General features: G+C 70.9%; 12 protein-coding genes and 2 pseudogenes. 4 read left to right on the forward strand and 10 right to left on the reverse strand.

From position 1 onward, the window contains the following. Positions 1-6: 6 nt before the first annotated feature. Positions 7-1,671, forward strand: a complete 1,665-nt coding sequence (locus EFK10_RS34240; RefSeq protein ID WP_127359535.1) for an IclR family transcriptional regulator domain-containing protein — start codon at positions 7-9, stop codon at positions 1,669-1,671. Between the two features lie 51 nt (positions 1,672-1,722). Here the strand turns inward: EFK10_RS34240 and EFK10_RS34245 are convergent, their stop codons facing one another. Together EFK10_RS34245 and EFK10_RS34250 are read right to left on the reverse strand one after the other, a co-directional pair. Continuing rightward, entirely contained in the window at positions 1,723-2,322 is a 600-nt protein-coding gene (locus EFK10_RS34245) for a nitroreductase family protein (RefSeq protein ID WP_127359536.1), read from the reverse strand. A 141-nt stretch (positions 2,323-2,463) separates the two neighbouring features. Further along, entirely contained in the window at positions 2,464-3,744 is a 1,281-nt protein-coding gene (locus EFK10_RS34250; RefSeq protein WP_127359537.1) for a multidrug effflux MFS transporter, read from the reverse strand. Positions 3,745-3,789: 45 nt separating this feature from the next. Between EFK10_RS34250 and EFK10_RS34255 the strand changes: the two genes are divergently transcribed. Beyond that, positions 3,790-4,305 carry a MarR family winged helix-turn-helix transcriptional regulator gene (locus EFK10_RS34255; RefSeq protein WP_127359538.1) on the forward strand — a complete coding sequence of 172 codons (516 nt, stop codon included), beginning with the start codon at positions 3,790-3,792 and terminating at the stop codon, positions 4,303-4,305. Positions 4,306-4,312: 7 nt separating this feature from the next. Then, the gene (locus tag EFK10_RS34260) at positions 4,313-4,651 is read left to right on the forward strand and encodes an MmcQ/YjbR family DNA-binding protein (RefSeq protein ID WP_127359539.1); all 339 of its coding nucleotides are present in this window, start codon (positions 4,313-4,315) and stop codon (positions 4,649-4,651) included. A 20-nt stretch (positions 4,652-4,671) separates the two neighbouring features. Here EFK10_RS34260 and EFK10_RS34265 read toward each other — a convergent pair whose 3' ends face one another. From EFK10_RS34265 to EFK10_RS34275, 3 genes and pseudogenes are all read right to left on the reverse strand, one after another. After that, on the reverse strand, positions 4,672-5,481 hold the full coding sequence (locus tag EFK10_RS34265; RefSeq protein ID WP_127359540.1) for a FadR/GntR family transcriptional regulator: 810 nt from the start codon (positions 5,479-5,481) through the stop codon (positions 4,672-4,674). A gap of 67 nt (positions 5,482-5,548) precedes the next feature. Continuing rightward, a pseudogene (locus EFK10_RS53550) lies at positions 5,549-6,156 on the reverse strand (fumarylacetoacetate hydrolase family protein). Further along, complete coding sequence (locus EFK10_RS34275) at positions 6,149-6,835, reverse strand: fumarylacetoacetate hydrolase family protein (protein ID WP_127359541.1); 687 nt, start codon at positions 6,833-6,835, stop codon at positions 6,149-6,151. The pseudogene EFK10_RS53550 and the gene EFK10_RS34275 overlap by 8 nt, the downstream one beginning before the upstream one ends. Positions 6,836-6,845: 10 nt before the next feature. Between EFK10_RS34275 and EFK10_RS53555 the strand changes: the two are divergent. Continuing rightward, a pseudogene (locus tag EFK10_RS53555) lies at positions 6,846-6,950 on the forward strand (oxidoreductase); the annotation flags it as partial. A 219-nt stretch (positions 6,951-7,169) separates the two neighbouring features. Here EFK10_RS53555 and EFK10_RS34285 read toward each other — a convergent pair. The 5 genes from EFK10_RS34285 to EFK10_RS34305 form a co-directional block, all read right to left on the reverse strand. Next, positions 7,170-8,627, reverse strand: a complete 1,458-nt coding sequence (locus EFK10_RS34285; protein ID WP_127359542.1) for a benzaldehyde dehydrogenase — start codon at positions 8,625-8,627, stop codon at positions 7,170-7,172. Positions 8,628-8,661: 34 nt separating this feature from the next. Then, entirely contained in the window at positions 8,662-10,275 is a 1,614-nt protein-coding gene (locus EFK10_RS34290) for a thiamine pyrophosphate-dependent enzyme (protein WP_127359543.1), read from the reverse strand. Beyond that, complete coding sequence (locus EFK10_RS34295) at positions 10,275-10,544, reverse strand: hypothetical protein (RefSeq protein WP_127359544.1); 270 nt, start codon at positions 10,542-10,544, stop codon at positions 10,275-10,277. The genes EFK10_RS34290 and EFK10_RS34295 overlap by 1 nt, the downstream gene beginning before the upstream one ends. Before the next feature lie 84 nt (positions 10,545-10,628). After that, a complete protein-coding gene (locus tag EFK10_RS34300) occupies positions 10,629-11,627 on the reverse strand; it encodes an NADP-dependent oxidoreductase (protein WP_127359545.1) in 999 nt (332 codons plus the stop codon). 64 nt (positions 11,628-11,691) lie between these two features. Then, on the reverse strand, positions 11,692-13,197 hold the full coding sequence (locus EFK10_RS34305) for an MFS transporter (RefSeq protein ID WP_164836262.1): 1,506 nt from the start codon (positions 13,195-13,197) through the stop codon (positions 11,692-11,694). Positions 13,198-13,551 lie beyond the last annotated feature (354 nt).

A 13,551-nucleotide genomic window follows, 5' to 3' on the forward strand; every position in this document is an offset into this window, starting at 1 on the left:
GAGCAGATGACGCCTCCCGTCACCGCCGAGGTGGCGCCGCCGCAGGAGGCCGTGGGCCCGCTGATCCGGGGCCTCGCGGTACTCCGCGAACTCGCCGCCGCCGACGGACGGCGTTCGGTGGGCGATCTCGTACGGGCCACGGGCCTGGCCCGGTCCACCGTCGACCGGGTGGTCAGCACCCTGGCCAGGACCGGATACCTGCGGGTCGAGGGCCGGGACGCGGTGCTCGCTCCCCGGCTGATGGAGCTGGGCAACGCCTATCTCTCGGCCTGCCGGCTGCCCGATCTGCTCGGCCCGCTCGCCGACTCCCTCGCCGACAGCCTCGACGAGTCGGTGTCGATCGCCGTCCCCGACCAGGACGGAGTGCGCTTCGCCCACCAGGCCACCCGGCGCCGGGCCATGTCGCTCACCTTCCGCATCGGTGACCTGCTGCCCGCCGAGCGCGGCGCACCGGGTGCGCTGTTCGCCGCCGACTGGACCGGCGAGGACTGGGAGCGGTGGCACCTCCGGCGCGCGGCGGACCCGACGGACAGCGGCTTCCCCGCGGTGCCGCCGCACGGGCGCGCCGACGCGGCCGGCTCCTTCGAGCGGCGTACGGCCGACGCGCGGGAGCAGGGCTGGTCGGCGGACGACCAGTTGATCGAGCCCGGCCTGGTCGCGGTCGCGATGCCGGTACGGGACAGCCGAGGGCGCCCGGTGTGCGCGGTGAGCGTGGTCAGCCACACCAGCCGGCACAGCGCGGAATCGCTGCGCGAGGCGGTCCTCCCACGGTTGCGCGAGACGGTCGGCGCCATGGAGGCCGCGCTGTCCGCCGGCGCCGAACCCGCCGCTCCCCCGGCGGCCGGCTCGGCTCCCGCCGCCTGGACCCGCGCCTCCAAGCAGGAACTGGGCCCGGAGTTCGTGGAGTCCCTCGCGCGCGGCCTCACCGTCCTGACCGCCTTCGACCAGGGCCACGCCGAGCTGCCGCTGACCGCCGTCGCCGAGGCCACCGGGCTCGCCCGGGCCACCGCCCGGCGCTCACTGATCACCCTGGAGCACCTGGACTACGTCGCCCACGACGGACGGCTCTTCCGGCCGACCCCGCGCATCCTGGAGCTGGGCTTCGCCCACCTCTCCGCGCTCACCCTCCCCCAGATCACCCAGCCGCACCTGGTCGAGCTGGTCGGGCAGGTACACGAGTCCGCGTCGATGGCCGTCCTGTCCGGCGACGACATCCAGTACGTGGCGCGCGTCCCCACGGTGCGCATCATGAGCGTCAACATCACGGTCGGCACCCGCTTTCCCGCGTACGCCACCGCCATGGGCCGCGTACTCCTGTCCGGCCTGCCCGCGCACGAGCGGGCCGAGCGGCTGGCCCGTACGGAGCTGAAGCCGCTCACCCGGCACACCGTCACCTCGGCGGACAGGCTCGCGGCCATCCTGGAACGGGCCGAGCGGGAGGGATACGTACTCGTCGACGAGGAGCTGGAGGAGGGGCTGCGGTCGATCGCCGTCCCGGTGCACGACCGCACCGGGAGGGTCGTGGCAGCAGTGAACGTCTCGACGCACGCCAGCCGCAGCACCGCCGAGCACGCCCGCGAGGACCTGCTGCCGCCGCTGCGGGCGACGGCGGCGCGCATCGAGGCCGACATGCAGATCGCGGGGCGCTACGGGCGGATCACCCCGGCCTGACCCGGGGCCCTGCGGCACGCGGGCCGCAGGGCCGGGGGGATGGCGGCTCCGTCAGCCGATGCCGAGCGGGGTCTGCCAGGAGCCGGCGAAGAAGGTCTCGTCCAGCGGACGGCGCGCCCGGGTCTCGGTCTCGCGGGCCCGCAGCGTCTCGTCGGGCAGCCGGTCGGCCTCGGCCAGCGCGCCGAGGGCGATGACGGCGAGCGGCCGGAAGCCCTCGGGGATGTCGAAGGACGCGGCGAGCCGCTCGGGCACGAAGCCGCCCATCTGGTGGGCATGCAGGCCCTCCGCGTGCGCCTGGACCGTGAGTTGGGCGACGGCGAGGCCGGTGTCGTACGCGGCCGTCGCGTTGGGCGAGCCGTCCTCCAGCCGTTCGGCGGTGACCGCGGCGATGAGGACGGAAGCGTTGCCGGCCCAGACCTGGTTGAAGCCGATCAGGGCGTTGTGCACTGCCTTGTACGTCTCGTCGCCGCGCCGTCCGACGATGAAGCGCCACGGCTGGATGTTGCGCGCCGACGCGGCCCAGCGGGCCGCCTCGAGCAGGGATGCGAGCTGCCCGTCGGTGATCTCGTAGGAGGGGTCGAAGGAGCGCGGGCTCCAGCGCTCGGCGAGCAGCGGGTGCACGGGGGCGGAGGTGACGGCGCTACGGGACATTCGGATGACTCCTGGGGGGATGATCGGTGTTCGGGGTGTTCAAGGTTGTTCGGGCGGTTGCGTGTTCGGGTGGGGACTCGCTGCGATCAGCGGCAGCATGGCGTCCGGCTATTCCCGTCGGCCACGCCTACCGCCGGGATTTCACGCGGCTGCAACAGTGCGGGGGGATTCCTGGAATTCGCCGTGCCCCTGCCAGGGCCGGGCCAGTAGGGTCAGCGACAGTGCGGCGCAGGCCAGCGCGCCGAGCATGATGGCCGCCATCGGCGTCGCACTGCTGGTGCCGAACAGCCCCACCAGCGGCGAGGCGAGCGCCCCGAGCAGGAACTGGGTACCGCCGAGCAATGCCGACGCCGTACCGGGTGCGTGCCGGCCCAGTGTCTGACCCAGGCTCATGCTGGCCGGGAAGACCATCCCGATGCCCGCCAGAGCGACGAACAGGCAGCACCAGGTGCCCGCGAGGCTGCTGCCGACGGTGGCGATCAACAGCACCTGTCCGATGACACCGGCCGCCGCTACCGACACGCCGAGGGTCAGCAGCGTGTTCATCCGCATCCGGCGGGCCAGCACGCCGAACGTCCCGCCGGCCAGCAGCATGCCGAGCGCGTTGACCGCGAAGATCAGGCTGTACTGGGTCGCCGAGACGCCGTAGATGTTCTCGAAGACGAAGCTGGAGCCCGAGATGTACGTGAAGAGGGCGGCGGTGCCGAAGCCCAGCGTCAGCACATGGCCCACGAACGTACGGCGGCCGAGCAGTCGGCCCATGGCCCGGAAGGTGCTGCCGAGACCAACCGCCCGCCGCCGCGCCGGCGGCAGCGACTCGGGCACCTTGGCCAGAACGGCCAGGAGCAGCAGGACACCAGCCGCTGTGAGCACGAAGAAGGTGGCCCGCCAGGTGGAGACGGACAAAATCGCGCCGCCGACGACGGGCGCCGCGACCGGTGCGATGCCCAGAACCATGGAGAGCATGGAGAAATACCGGGGAATGTCCGCGCCATGGAACCAGTCGGTGATCACCGCGCGGGCCAGCACCATGCCCGCCGCGCCCGCGACGCCTTCGAGGAAGCGGGCCCCGATCAGGACCTGGACGTTGGGCGCGACGGCGCAGAGGAAGGAGAGCGCGGCGAAGGCGGCGGTGCCGGATATGAGCAGCCTGCGGCGGCCGAGGCCGTCGCTGAGCGGGCCGATGAGGATCTGCCCGAGGACCGCGCCGGCCAGGAAGGCCGTCATCGACAGCTGTACGGCGGAAGCGCTCGCGTGCAGGGAGCTGCCCATCTCCGGGAAGCCGGGTACGTACATGTCGGTGGACAGCGGAGCGACCGCCGTCAGGGCACCGAGTACAGCGATCAGCGCGGCGACCCGCTTGGGCGGGGCTGCGGGGGACGATGTCGTTGAGCCTTCGGTGGTGGTCTGAGCGGCTACCATCGAAGAAGCGTATCTAATAGTCTACTGGTTAACAAAGTCGGAGCGATGAGCCGCACCTCCCCTCCCCCTCCCTTCACCGTGCACACGCCGCGCGAGCAATGGGCCGCCGCGCGGCCGGAGCTCGACACCTCCCCGATGGATGTCATCGGCCCCATCAAGCGCATCCACTGGCTGTACGAGGCCGCGCTGGAGCCGCTGTACGAGGCCGCGCCGGTCACCGCGCCCGAACTGGACGTCCTGGTGCAGTTGCGGCACAGCGACGAGCCGCTCATCGCCCGGCGGATCGCCGACCGGATGCGGTGCTCGCGGGCCGCGATCAGCAAGACGCTGGCCAAGCTGGAGAAGCGCGGCTTCATCGCACGCGAGCCCAATCCCGCGGACCGCCGGGCCGCCCTCGTCACGATCACCGAGGCCGGGGCGGAGGCGATCGACGCGATGTTCCCCCGTCAACTCGCGGTCGAGGCAGACCTGCTGGCCGGCCTCGGCCCGGACCGGGACCGGGTCATTGCCGCGCTCAATTTGCTGGCCGCCGCACTGGAGCGCCGCGCGGCGGGCGGATGATGTACTCATGCTCGACGCCGACGACGTACGCCGAATCGCCCTGTCCCTGCCGCAGACGGTGGAGAAGGAACGCTGGAACCACCCCACCTTCGACGTGGCCGGACGGATGTTCGCCACCGTCCCCGACGACAGGACGTCCTTCGCGGTGCGCTGCCCCAAGGTGGACCGGGAGGAGCTGATCGCCTCCGAGCCGGACAAGTTCTGGGTACCGCCGCACGAGGCGCACTCCTCCTGGGTACGGGCCCGGCTGGCCGCGCTCGAGGACGAGAAGGAGCTCTACGACATCCTGGTCGACTCCTGGCACCAGGCCGCCCCCGACGACCTCGCGGACCGGCACCTGCCGTAGGGCGATCGGCCCGTCACCCGTCAGTTCTCCCCCGGCTCGTTGAGGGCCACATCGCTTGCCAGCAACGACGCCATCAACTGGGAGAACCTCGGGTCGGAGGAGGTCATCTCCTTGCCGCGCGGCGTTTTCTGGATACGTTCGACCACGCGCTGGTGATACTTCTGGACCAACTCCACGGCGCGGTCCGCGTCGCGTTTCTCCAGCGCTTCCACGATCTCCATCCGGGCCCCGTAGAGGGTCCCCGCGATCCGTTCGAGTTTCCCGCCCGACATCTCGACGGCGAGCCCGATCTGGACCTCGGTGATGAACCGGCACAGCGAGATCAGCAGCGGGTGGTGGGAGAGCCCGGCCAGCATGTGGAAGTAGTTCTTGAGCTTGGCCGCCGCCTGGTCGACGCTGTCCGTGTCGAGGGCCGCCGTGCGCTCGGCGGCCTGCCGCAGCAGCGCGATCTCCTCGTCGGTGGCCCGTTCCGCAGCGAGTCGGACCGCGTAGGTATTGAGCACGGCGAGCAGTCCGAAGACATCGCGGGCGTTCATGTTGCCGAACTGCACGACCGCCGCGATGGATACGGCAATGAGCGTGTCGCTCTGTGCCGTCACGGTGCTGCCGCTGCCGTTCCTGGAGGAGACCAGCCCCATCGCCGTGAGCACCCGGATCGCCTCACGAATGGTCGGGCCGCTGACGCCGTACTGCGCGGCCAGTTCACGCTCGGACGGCAGCTTCGCGCCGTGCGGAAGCGTGCCGCTGAGGATCTGCCCCCGGAGGTCTTCCAGAATCTGGTCGGCGACCCTTTTCCGGTAGATCTTTCCGGGCTGCTGGTTCATGGTCATCGTTCGGCCTTTCCGGGCGCTAAATCCTCCTGATAGCTTGATGTCAAGGCTAACAGTGTGCTTGCCTTTATGGGAAAACTAATGGTCTGTCTTCAGCTTCTCTTGAGCCGTTTCCCGCACCACCGTGTTCTCGATGGCCGAGGCCCTCGACTTCGCCGCGCAGCTTGTCGCCGGGCGGGGTACCCGTCGAGAGCACGTCGCCCGGAGCCAGGGTGAGCGCGGCGGTCAGCCAGCTCAGTTGCTCCTGCGGAACATCTGCGCAGAACTCCCGTCCTGCCGAAGCTCGCCATTGACCCGGTAACGTATACGCAGGTCATGCGGGCCGGGAATCTCGTTCGCGGTCACGAACCAGGGCCCGACGATACTAAGAGGCCGCGCGAATGGGTGGGGCGGCGTCGCGTGTCGATGGGCGGCGCCTGGCGGCGTTGTCGTCGGTCGATGACGTCCCCCAGCCTGGCGGCTGGGTGGGGGTCCTCCCCCTGGCTTCGCCGGGGGCACCCCCACCGGCCGAAGGCTGGTGGGGGTCCCCCCGGACGGAGTCTGGGGGAGAGTGCTACCACCGCGTCGCGTCCCTCTCCCCCAGCCCTGGCGGCTGGTGGGGGTCCCCCCGGCCGAAGGCCGGGGGGACCCCCACCGCCTTGCCAGACTTGCCCCTCGCCCCGCTCCTTCACCCACCCCACCTATTCGCGCGGCCTCTAAAGGTGTCGAATCCCTTCGCGCGGTCTATCCGGTTGTTGTCCAGCGCGCTGACATCCCTGGCGCCCGCGTCGCAGAATCCGACGTAGCCGGCCACCGCCTTCATGGCGGAATCGAGGCCGGGGTTCCGCGCGCGGCTCCTGATCACCACGCCGAGTTCCATCTCCGGATCGACTTGCCGACTCAGGTTCGGGTAAATCAGGTTGTCGTGCGGCCCTGCCAGCGAACTCGGCGCCTTCAGGCAGCCCTGCGCGTTCCGCCGCGGATAACCTTCCGGCGGCGATGCGGGTGCGGGCGACACTGACGACGCGGCATCGTGCCGCCGCTGCGGGTAGTTCGCCATCATCCCCCAGATGGTGTGCGGACGCCCGACCGGCGGGCCCAGCAACGCCTCCTCGCAGGACCAGGTGCAGCCCTCGTCTCCGTCCAACTCGCCGCTGTCGGCACTCGTAAGCGCCCGGTCGAGCACCCGCCGGAGGACCGTGAGGCGCGGATCGACCTGGAGCAGGGTGGGGAGTCTTCCCGAGATCTCGGCCTGCGTCCGCGCGAGGGCATCCTCCCGGCGGGCGCCGCCTTGCACGAGTTGCCGCGCATAGGTCGCCTGGACATCGAGCAGCCGGTCCGGGACGACGCCGGGGAGGCAGAGCCGGCTGGTCAACGTCAGCTCGGTGTCCGGCCGTACGGCCCGCAAGGGAGCCGGTGTCTACAGCGCCACCAAGCACGCGGTGAACGCCTTCAGCGAGTCGCTGCGACAGGAGGTCGCCGGCCGGCACGTACGGGTGTGCGTGCTGGAGCCGGGCGCGGTGGCCACTGAGCTCTTCCGCCATCGCACGCCCGAGGTCCAAAGCGAACACGCCCCCGAGGCCGGGCGGTTCGAAGCGGCTCGGGCCCGAGGATGTCGCCGACACCATCGGATACGTGACCCGTCCCCGCCATGTCGCCATGAGCGAAGTGCTCATGCGCCCCAGCGAGCAGGAACGCTGACGGTCGGCTCAGAAAGGGTAGACCGCCGCTTCCGCCCGCGCCGTGATCCACCGCGTCTCGGTGAACGCCTCGATGTTGGCCACACCCCCGAACCGGGAGCCGGTGCCGGAGGCCGCGACGCCTCCGAAGGGCGCGACCGCCTCGTCGTTGACGGTCTGGTCGTTGATGTGGACCAGGCCGGTGGGGATGCGCTCGGCGAGTTCGAGGCCCCTCATCACATCGCGGGTGAGGATGCCCAGCGACAGTCCGTACTCACTGGCCGTCGCCAGGGACACCGCCTCGTCCACGTGTCCGAACGTACGGATGGGCGCGACCGGGCCGAAGACCTCCTCCGTATATGCCGGGGAGGAGTCGGTGACGCCGGTCAGGACCGTCGGGCGGTAGAAGAGGTCCTCGTACGTGCCGCCGGCGGCCAGCCTGGCGCCGCCCTCGACGCTTGCCTGCACCAGGTGGTGGATCTTGTCGCGCTGGCCCGCGTCGATGATGGGGCCGAGCGCGACCGGCTCCTTGGCAGGATCGCCGACCGGCAGGTGTTCAGCCTTCTCGACGAGCCGTTCGGTGTACTCGTCGGCTATCGACTCATGGACGAGGTGGCGCCCGGTGGTCATGCACACCTGGCCCTGGTGGAAGAAGGAGCCCCAGGCGGCGATGGACGCGGCGCGCTCCAAGTCGGCGTCGGGCAGCACGATCAGTGCGGAGTTGCCGCCCAGTTCCAGGTGGGCGCGCTTGAGGTGGTGGGCGGCGGCCGCGCCGACCTTCCGGCCGGCCGCGGTGGAGCCGGTGAAGGAGATGACCCGCACCCGCGGATCGGCGACGAGCGCCGCACCGGCCTCCGCGCCACCGGGTACCAGGCACAGCACGCCCTCGGGAAGTCCGGCCTCCTCGAACACCCGCATGATCGACACGCCGCCGCCGACCGCGGTGCGCGCGTCCGGCTTGAGCACCACCGAGTTGCCCAGCGCCAGGGCCGGGGCGACGGAGCGGATGGCCAGGATCAGGGGCACGTTGAAGGGGGCGATCACGCCGACCACCCCGGCGGGTACCCGGCGCACCATGCTCAGGCGCGGCTCGGCGGACTGCAGCAGGTCGCCGACCGGCCGGGAGACCAGCGCCGCCGCCTCGTAGCACTCCTGGGCGGCGGTCGCCGTCTCGAAGGCGGCCTTTCCCTGGATACTCCCCGCCTCGCGGATCAACCAGTCCTGGATCTCATCGGCCCTCTCGAGGAACAGGTCCCCGGCCCGGCGGAGCACCGCGGCCCGCTCGGTGTAGGGGGCCCGCGCCCAGGCCGGCTGGGCCTCCGCAGCCCGGCACGCGGCGCGTGCCACGTCGTCCGCGTCCGCGCGGCCGATGTGTTCCAGGGTGTCGCCCGTGGCGGGTTCCGTGACGGCGTGGGATCCGCCCGTAGCAGGTGACCAGCCGCCGATGTTGACTTTGCCGGACCAGATCGTGGGGTCGAGAAGAGGCATCGCAAAAGCTCTTTCTGCAGAGGGTGAATGACGGTCAGGGGTGGAACTCGGGGTCCGGTGCGACAGCCACCTCGAGGACGACGGGCTCGGTGCGGGAGCCCAGGGTGGGCACGATGTCGTCGAGGGCAGCGAGCAGTTCCGAGTACTGCGTGATTTTCCGGGCGGGGCACCCCAGCGCCACCGCCAGACCGCTCACGCTCACCTGTTCGAAAGCGGGCCACGGTGCTTTGCCACCGTGCTGCTCGGCGAGCCGGTCCATGATCGCGTAGCGTCCGTTGGCAAGGACAACGAAGACAACACCGACGCCGTAGTGCACGGCGGTCCACAGCGACTGCATCTGGTAGAGGGAAGAGCCGTCGCCGACGACCGCCACGACCGGGCGCCGGGGCTGCCCCATCCGTACGCCGACGGCCGCTGGCATGGCGAAGCCGAGGCCGCCCATGGCGGCGCTGAGAAATCCGAGCGGCCGCCGGGCGGGCAGCAGCGCGTGCAGGTCGGGGCGGGAGGACGGGGTCTCCTCCACGATCACGGTGTCGGCGGGCAGGCTGCTCGCCAGCGCGGCCAGGACGTGTGCGGCCCGCAGCGGTTGTCCGGGATCCGGCGGCGAGGCCGGGACCTGCGCCGGGGTGGGCGGCCGCACGGACCGCGGCTCGCCGGACTCACGGGGCGGGACGCGCCGCGCGAGCCGGTCACAGAAGTCGGGCAGCGGGGTGACGACCGCCAGGTCGGCCGGCGCCCGGTGGGCCTCGGCGGGGTCGTCGGTGACCACGGCGACCCGCGTACCGGGCCCGGTCAACCGCCCTTGCCCGTACGGGTACTGGCGCAGGAAGGGCGCGCCGACGACGAGCACCAGGTCGTTCGGCGCCAGGGCCTCGCGCAACCGGGTGCGGTCGGCGGGGAGGTGACCCGCGAACAGGTGGTGGTCCTGCGGGAATCCAGCCCGCGAGCCGAACGGCTCCTGCCACACCGGGCAGTCGAGGCGTTCGGCGAGCGCGGTCAGCGCCGCCCACGCCTCGGCGCTGTCGGTGCCCGCGCCCACGACGAGGGCGGGGGCCTCGGCCCGGGCGAGCAGCCCGGCGACCTCGGCGACCGCCGCCGGGTCGGCGGTGGTCGCGTGGCGCAGGACGGCGGGCGCGGGGACGGGCAGTTCCTCGGCCGGTTCCGCCCAGTCGTTCATCGGGACGATCACCAGTGCCGGGCCGCGCCCGGTGCGGGCGGCATGCACAGCCCGGCCGATCGCGCCCGGCACGTCCTGGGCCCGCGCCGGGGTCTCCACACTCACCGGGTAGTCACCGGCCAGTCCTTCGAGGCGCCCGGCGAGGAACGGCTCCTGGGCGAGGTGGCGACGGTCCTGCTGACCGACGAGGACCACCAGCGGGACCCGGTTGACCCGCGCCGTGGCGAGCGCGCCCACGGCGTTGCCCAGACCAGCCGTGGTGTGCAGCAGGACGAGTGCCGGCTCGCCGCGCGCGATCGCCCAGCCCGTGGCCGCCCCGACGACCGACCCTTCGTGGAGGGCAAGGACGAAGTCCAGGTCGTCGGGGAGGTCGGACAGGAACGACACCTCGGTCGAGCCGGGGTTGGCGAACATGGTGGTCAGCCCATGCAGACGCAGCACATCGAACGAGGCATCACGAACAGTACGCATCACAGCAGCGCTTTCTCATCGTAAGGAGCCGGCAATGTCGTTTCGGGTCGGCGCGTCAGCTGACGTCCCGCTCGTCCTTCGGATCCTCGAACTGGATCGCGTTGCCCAGGACATCGGCAGTAGTCGAAGTTGTCCGGGTCGGTCTCCGGCACCTCGACCGGCGGGAGACCGAGCAGGTAGAGCTCCGTCTCCTCGGTCGCGGTGATCCGCAGTTCTTCGGTGGCGTCGACCTGCAGCGCGGCCAGCTTGCCGATCTCCTGCGCCTCCACGGTGGCGGTGCCGGAGAGGGACCACCAGCAGACGCCGGGCGTTCGGGTCCGTCGAGACCCAATCGGCGTTGGCGTCGATCTTGATCATCTCGATCCAGACGCCGCGCTCGGAGAACGAGCCCATGAACTTGCGCTCGAAATGCGCAGAGCGAGCTTCCCTACGGCGCCGGCGGCGAGCGCCTCGAAGGCCGCGTCGATCCGGTCGAAGTCGTACGCGGCGGTCGCCGGGGAGTCCTGCAGGCTGTGTTCTGCCAGCTCGGCGAGCCGGTGCAGGACCCTCGCGTTGACCTCCGGGCGTACGTTCACCGCGGGGATGCCCTGCATTGCCTGGGGGTCGGCGGCGCGCAGTGTCGATGCGGCCCGGCCGCCGGGGGCCAGCGTCCCAACGACGAGCGGGGTGAACGCGGCAGGGTCCCGGTCGATCAGATCAATCACGGCCGTCACCCCGTCCGGGTGCCTCCCCCGCACCGTCAGGGCGACATCCTCGGCGGCCCAGTCGACGGTCTCGGCGGCCCCCATCTTGCGGACGTGGTCCTCCTCGGGGCCGGGCCGGGCCGTCGCGATGACCTGGACACCCTGAGCCGCGGCGAACTGCGTCGCGAAGCTGCCCACCCCACCGCTCCCCCCGACGACGAGCAGCGTGTCCCCCTCCCCGACCCGGACCGCGTCCAGGCAGCAGGCGGCGGTCACTCCGGCGAGGCCGAGCACCCCGGCCGTCGGGTCGTCGACCGTGGCCGGTACGGCGGCCAGCTGGTCCTGCGGGACGGCCAGGAACTCGGCGAACGAGCCGGTCCGCACGATGTTTCCGTGCACCAGGCCGAACACCCGGTCTCCGGGGGACAGCCCCGTGACACCCGGCCCGGTCTCCGCCACGACACCGGCGAAGTCGGTGCCGAGAATCGCCGGGAAGACGTACTGCTTGTAGCGTCTGGCACGTCCGCCGGCGATGTTGGCGTCCAGGGGGTTGACCGAGGAGGCGCGCACCTGGACCAGGACCTCTCCCTCACCGGGGGTGGGTCTGGGGACGTCCACGATCCGGGGGCGGGAGTCGAAACCCTCCAGCTGGTATGCCCGCATGCTCATGGCGTGCTCTCATTTCTTGATTCGACGGGGGACCGCGGCCGGCGCGGCAAGCGGCGCGGCAGACCTACCTACCGGCTGCCGGCGCGGCAGACGGTGCCTCTTCCCGGGGCTCGCGGTCGGTGTCTTCCGAGGCCTCGCGGGTGCCCCACTGCTTGGTCCGCACGAGCCCCACCACGGCAACCAGCGAGGCCAGGAACGCCATGCAGGCGGGAATCGCCAGGCCTGCGGCGACGGCGTCAGCGAAGTTCCCGCGGTTGCCGGCGAGCGCGGAGAAGAAGACCGAGGTGGCGATCGGAATGCCGATGGCGGAGCCGATCTTGACGCCGACCTGATAGGTCCCGCCGGCCGTACTCGCGTCGGTCCTGGGGATGTCATACAGGCCCAGGCTCTGGTTGGAGGAGATGACGAAGCCGGCGCCGAGACCGCAGACGAGCAGCCCGGGGGCCAGGACGACGGCGATGTTGCCGCCGTTCGAGTTCAAGGACAGCAGGGAGGTGGCGGCGAGCCCGGCCGTCATCATCAGACAGCCGGCCACGACCATCCGTCGGCCGTAGCGGGGTACCAGACGCCCGCTGATCAGTGCTCCGGCCATCGAACCGATCGGGAAGAGCAGGGTACCCAGCGAGGACTGCAGGGCGGAGTAGTGCAGCCCGGCCTGGAAGTAGAGCTGGAGGAGGATGAAGATCGGCGGGAACGCCGCGTAGAAGAACAGGCAGGTGATGAAGGAGAAGGAGAAACTGGGCAGGACGAGCAGCCGGGGCTTGATCATCGGGTGCTCACCGCGCCGGTCCAGCGACCGCTCCCACAGCACGAAGGCGGCCAGCAGGACGGCCCCGACGCCCAGCAGCCACCACGGGGGGGTCATACCTTTGTCGCCGTTCTCGGCGAGCGGCAGCACGATCGCGATGAGCGCCAGAGCCAGCAGCGCCATGCCCCCGAAGTCGACCTTGCTCCTGCCCCCGCCCCTGTGCGGTGTCTGCGGCAGCCGCCGGTAGCCGAGGACGAGGGAGATCAAGCTGATCGGCATGCCCAGGAAGAAGACATAGCGAAAACCGTTCTGTTGGCCGAAGCCGTCGACGGTCTGCCCCGCGATCAGGGGACCCCACGCGGTGGACATGGCCACGATCGCGGCATACACACCGAACGCCTTGCTCCGCCCCTTGCCGGTGAAGAGCTGCTGCATGAGCCCGACGACCTGCGGGATGACGAGACTGCCGGCGATGCCCATGACGAAGCGGGAGCCGACCAACCAGCTGCCGTTCGGCGCCAGCGCGCAGGACAGGGAGGCCAGCAGGAAGAGCACCATGCCGATGACGAACATGCGCCGCCGGCCGAAGTCGTCGCCCAGCCGTCCGGCGGGAACCAGGGTCACCGCGCCGGCCAGTGAGAACCCGGCGGTGGCCCACGTCACCTGGGTCGGCGACATGTGCAGGGCCGCCTGCATCGTCGGGAGGATCGCGTTCATCATGCTCGTGTCGTACATGACCATGAACGCGCCAACGAGACCGATGGACAGCACCCGCCATCGTGTGGGGTCGGGTTGATTTGTAGTGGTTTGCGCTGATGCCATCGTTGCCATCGGCTTTCCTTTCGGTTATTCCCCTGGCTCGACTCGCACGGTCGGCAGCCGGCGTCAGCTGTCAGCCGGCCTTGGCGCCGCATCTCCGCGGGCTTTGCGACGTGCCGCCGTCCCGGCATGCGGCGGCACATTGTCGTTCGACCAGTCGCTTTAATGCCGTCGCCGCCTTGCCCGAGCGGTCTACGTCACAGAAAAGGAAGCTAGCTTCCTAGTAGGTAGGCGTCAAGGAGTCCTGCAAGCATCTGCATGAGTTCTCATCTCCGCCCGGGCCTGCCGCAGGCCGGAGGACCCGGCCGCCCGGCGGTGGCCACGCCAGAAGGGCCGGACTCAGTGGGACTGAGTCCG

It is taken from the genome of Streptomyces soli, from assembly GCF_003999195.1.
GTDB lineage: Bacteria > Actinomycetota > Actinomycetes > Streptomycetales > Streptomycetaceae > Actinacidiphila > Actinacidiphila soli.

What these genes read in the sequence shown, in the direction of transcription:
- EFK10_RS34265 (WP_127359540.1), bottom strand. Translation starts at nt 5,481, where the DNA reads ATGACCATGAACCAGCAGCCCGGAAAGATCTACCGGAAAAGGGTCGCC.
- EFK10_RS34300 (WP_127359545.1), bottom strand. Translation starts at nt 11,627, where the DNA reads ATGAGCATGCGGGCATACCAGCTGGAGGGTTTCGACTCCCGCCCCCGG.
- EFK10_RS34240 (WP_127359535.1), top strand. Translation starts at nt 7, where the DNA reads ATGACGCCTCCCGTCACCGCCGAGGTGGCGCCGCCGCAGGAGGCCGTG.
- EFK10_RS34255 (WP_127359538.1), top strand. Translation starts at nt 3,790, where the DNA reads ATGAGCCGCACCTCCCCTCCCCCTCCCTTCACCGTGCACACGCCGCGC.
- EFK10_RS34285 (WP_127359542.1), bottom strand. Translation starts at nt 8,627, where the DNA reads ATGCCTCTTCTCGACCCCACGATCTGGTCCGGCAAAGTCAACATCGGC.
- EFK10_RS34290 (WP_127359543.1), bottom strand. Translation starts at nt 10,275, where the DNA reads ATGCGTACTGTTCGTGATGCCTCGTTCGATGTGCTGCGTCTGCATGGG.
- EFK10_RS34305 (WP_164836262.1), bottom strand. Translation starts at nt 13,197, where the DNA reads ATGGCATCAGCGCAAACCACTACAAATCAACCCGACCCCACACGATGG.
- EFK10_RS34245 (WP_127359536.1), bottom strand. Translation starts at nt 2,322, where the DNA reads ATGTCCCGTAGCGCCGTCACCTCCGCCCCCGTGCACCCGCTGCTCGCC.
- EFK10_RS34260 (WP_127359539.1), top strand. Translation starts at nt 4,313, where the DNA reads ATGCTCGACGCCGACGACGTACGCCGAATCGCCCTGTCCCTGCCGCAG.
- EFK10_RS34250 (WP_127359537.1), bottom strand. Translation starts at nt 3,744, where the DNA reads ATGGTAGCCGCTCAGACCACCACCGAAGGCTCAACGACATCGTCCCCC.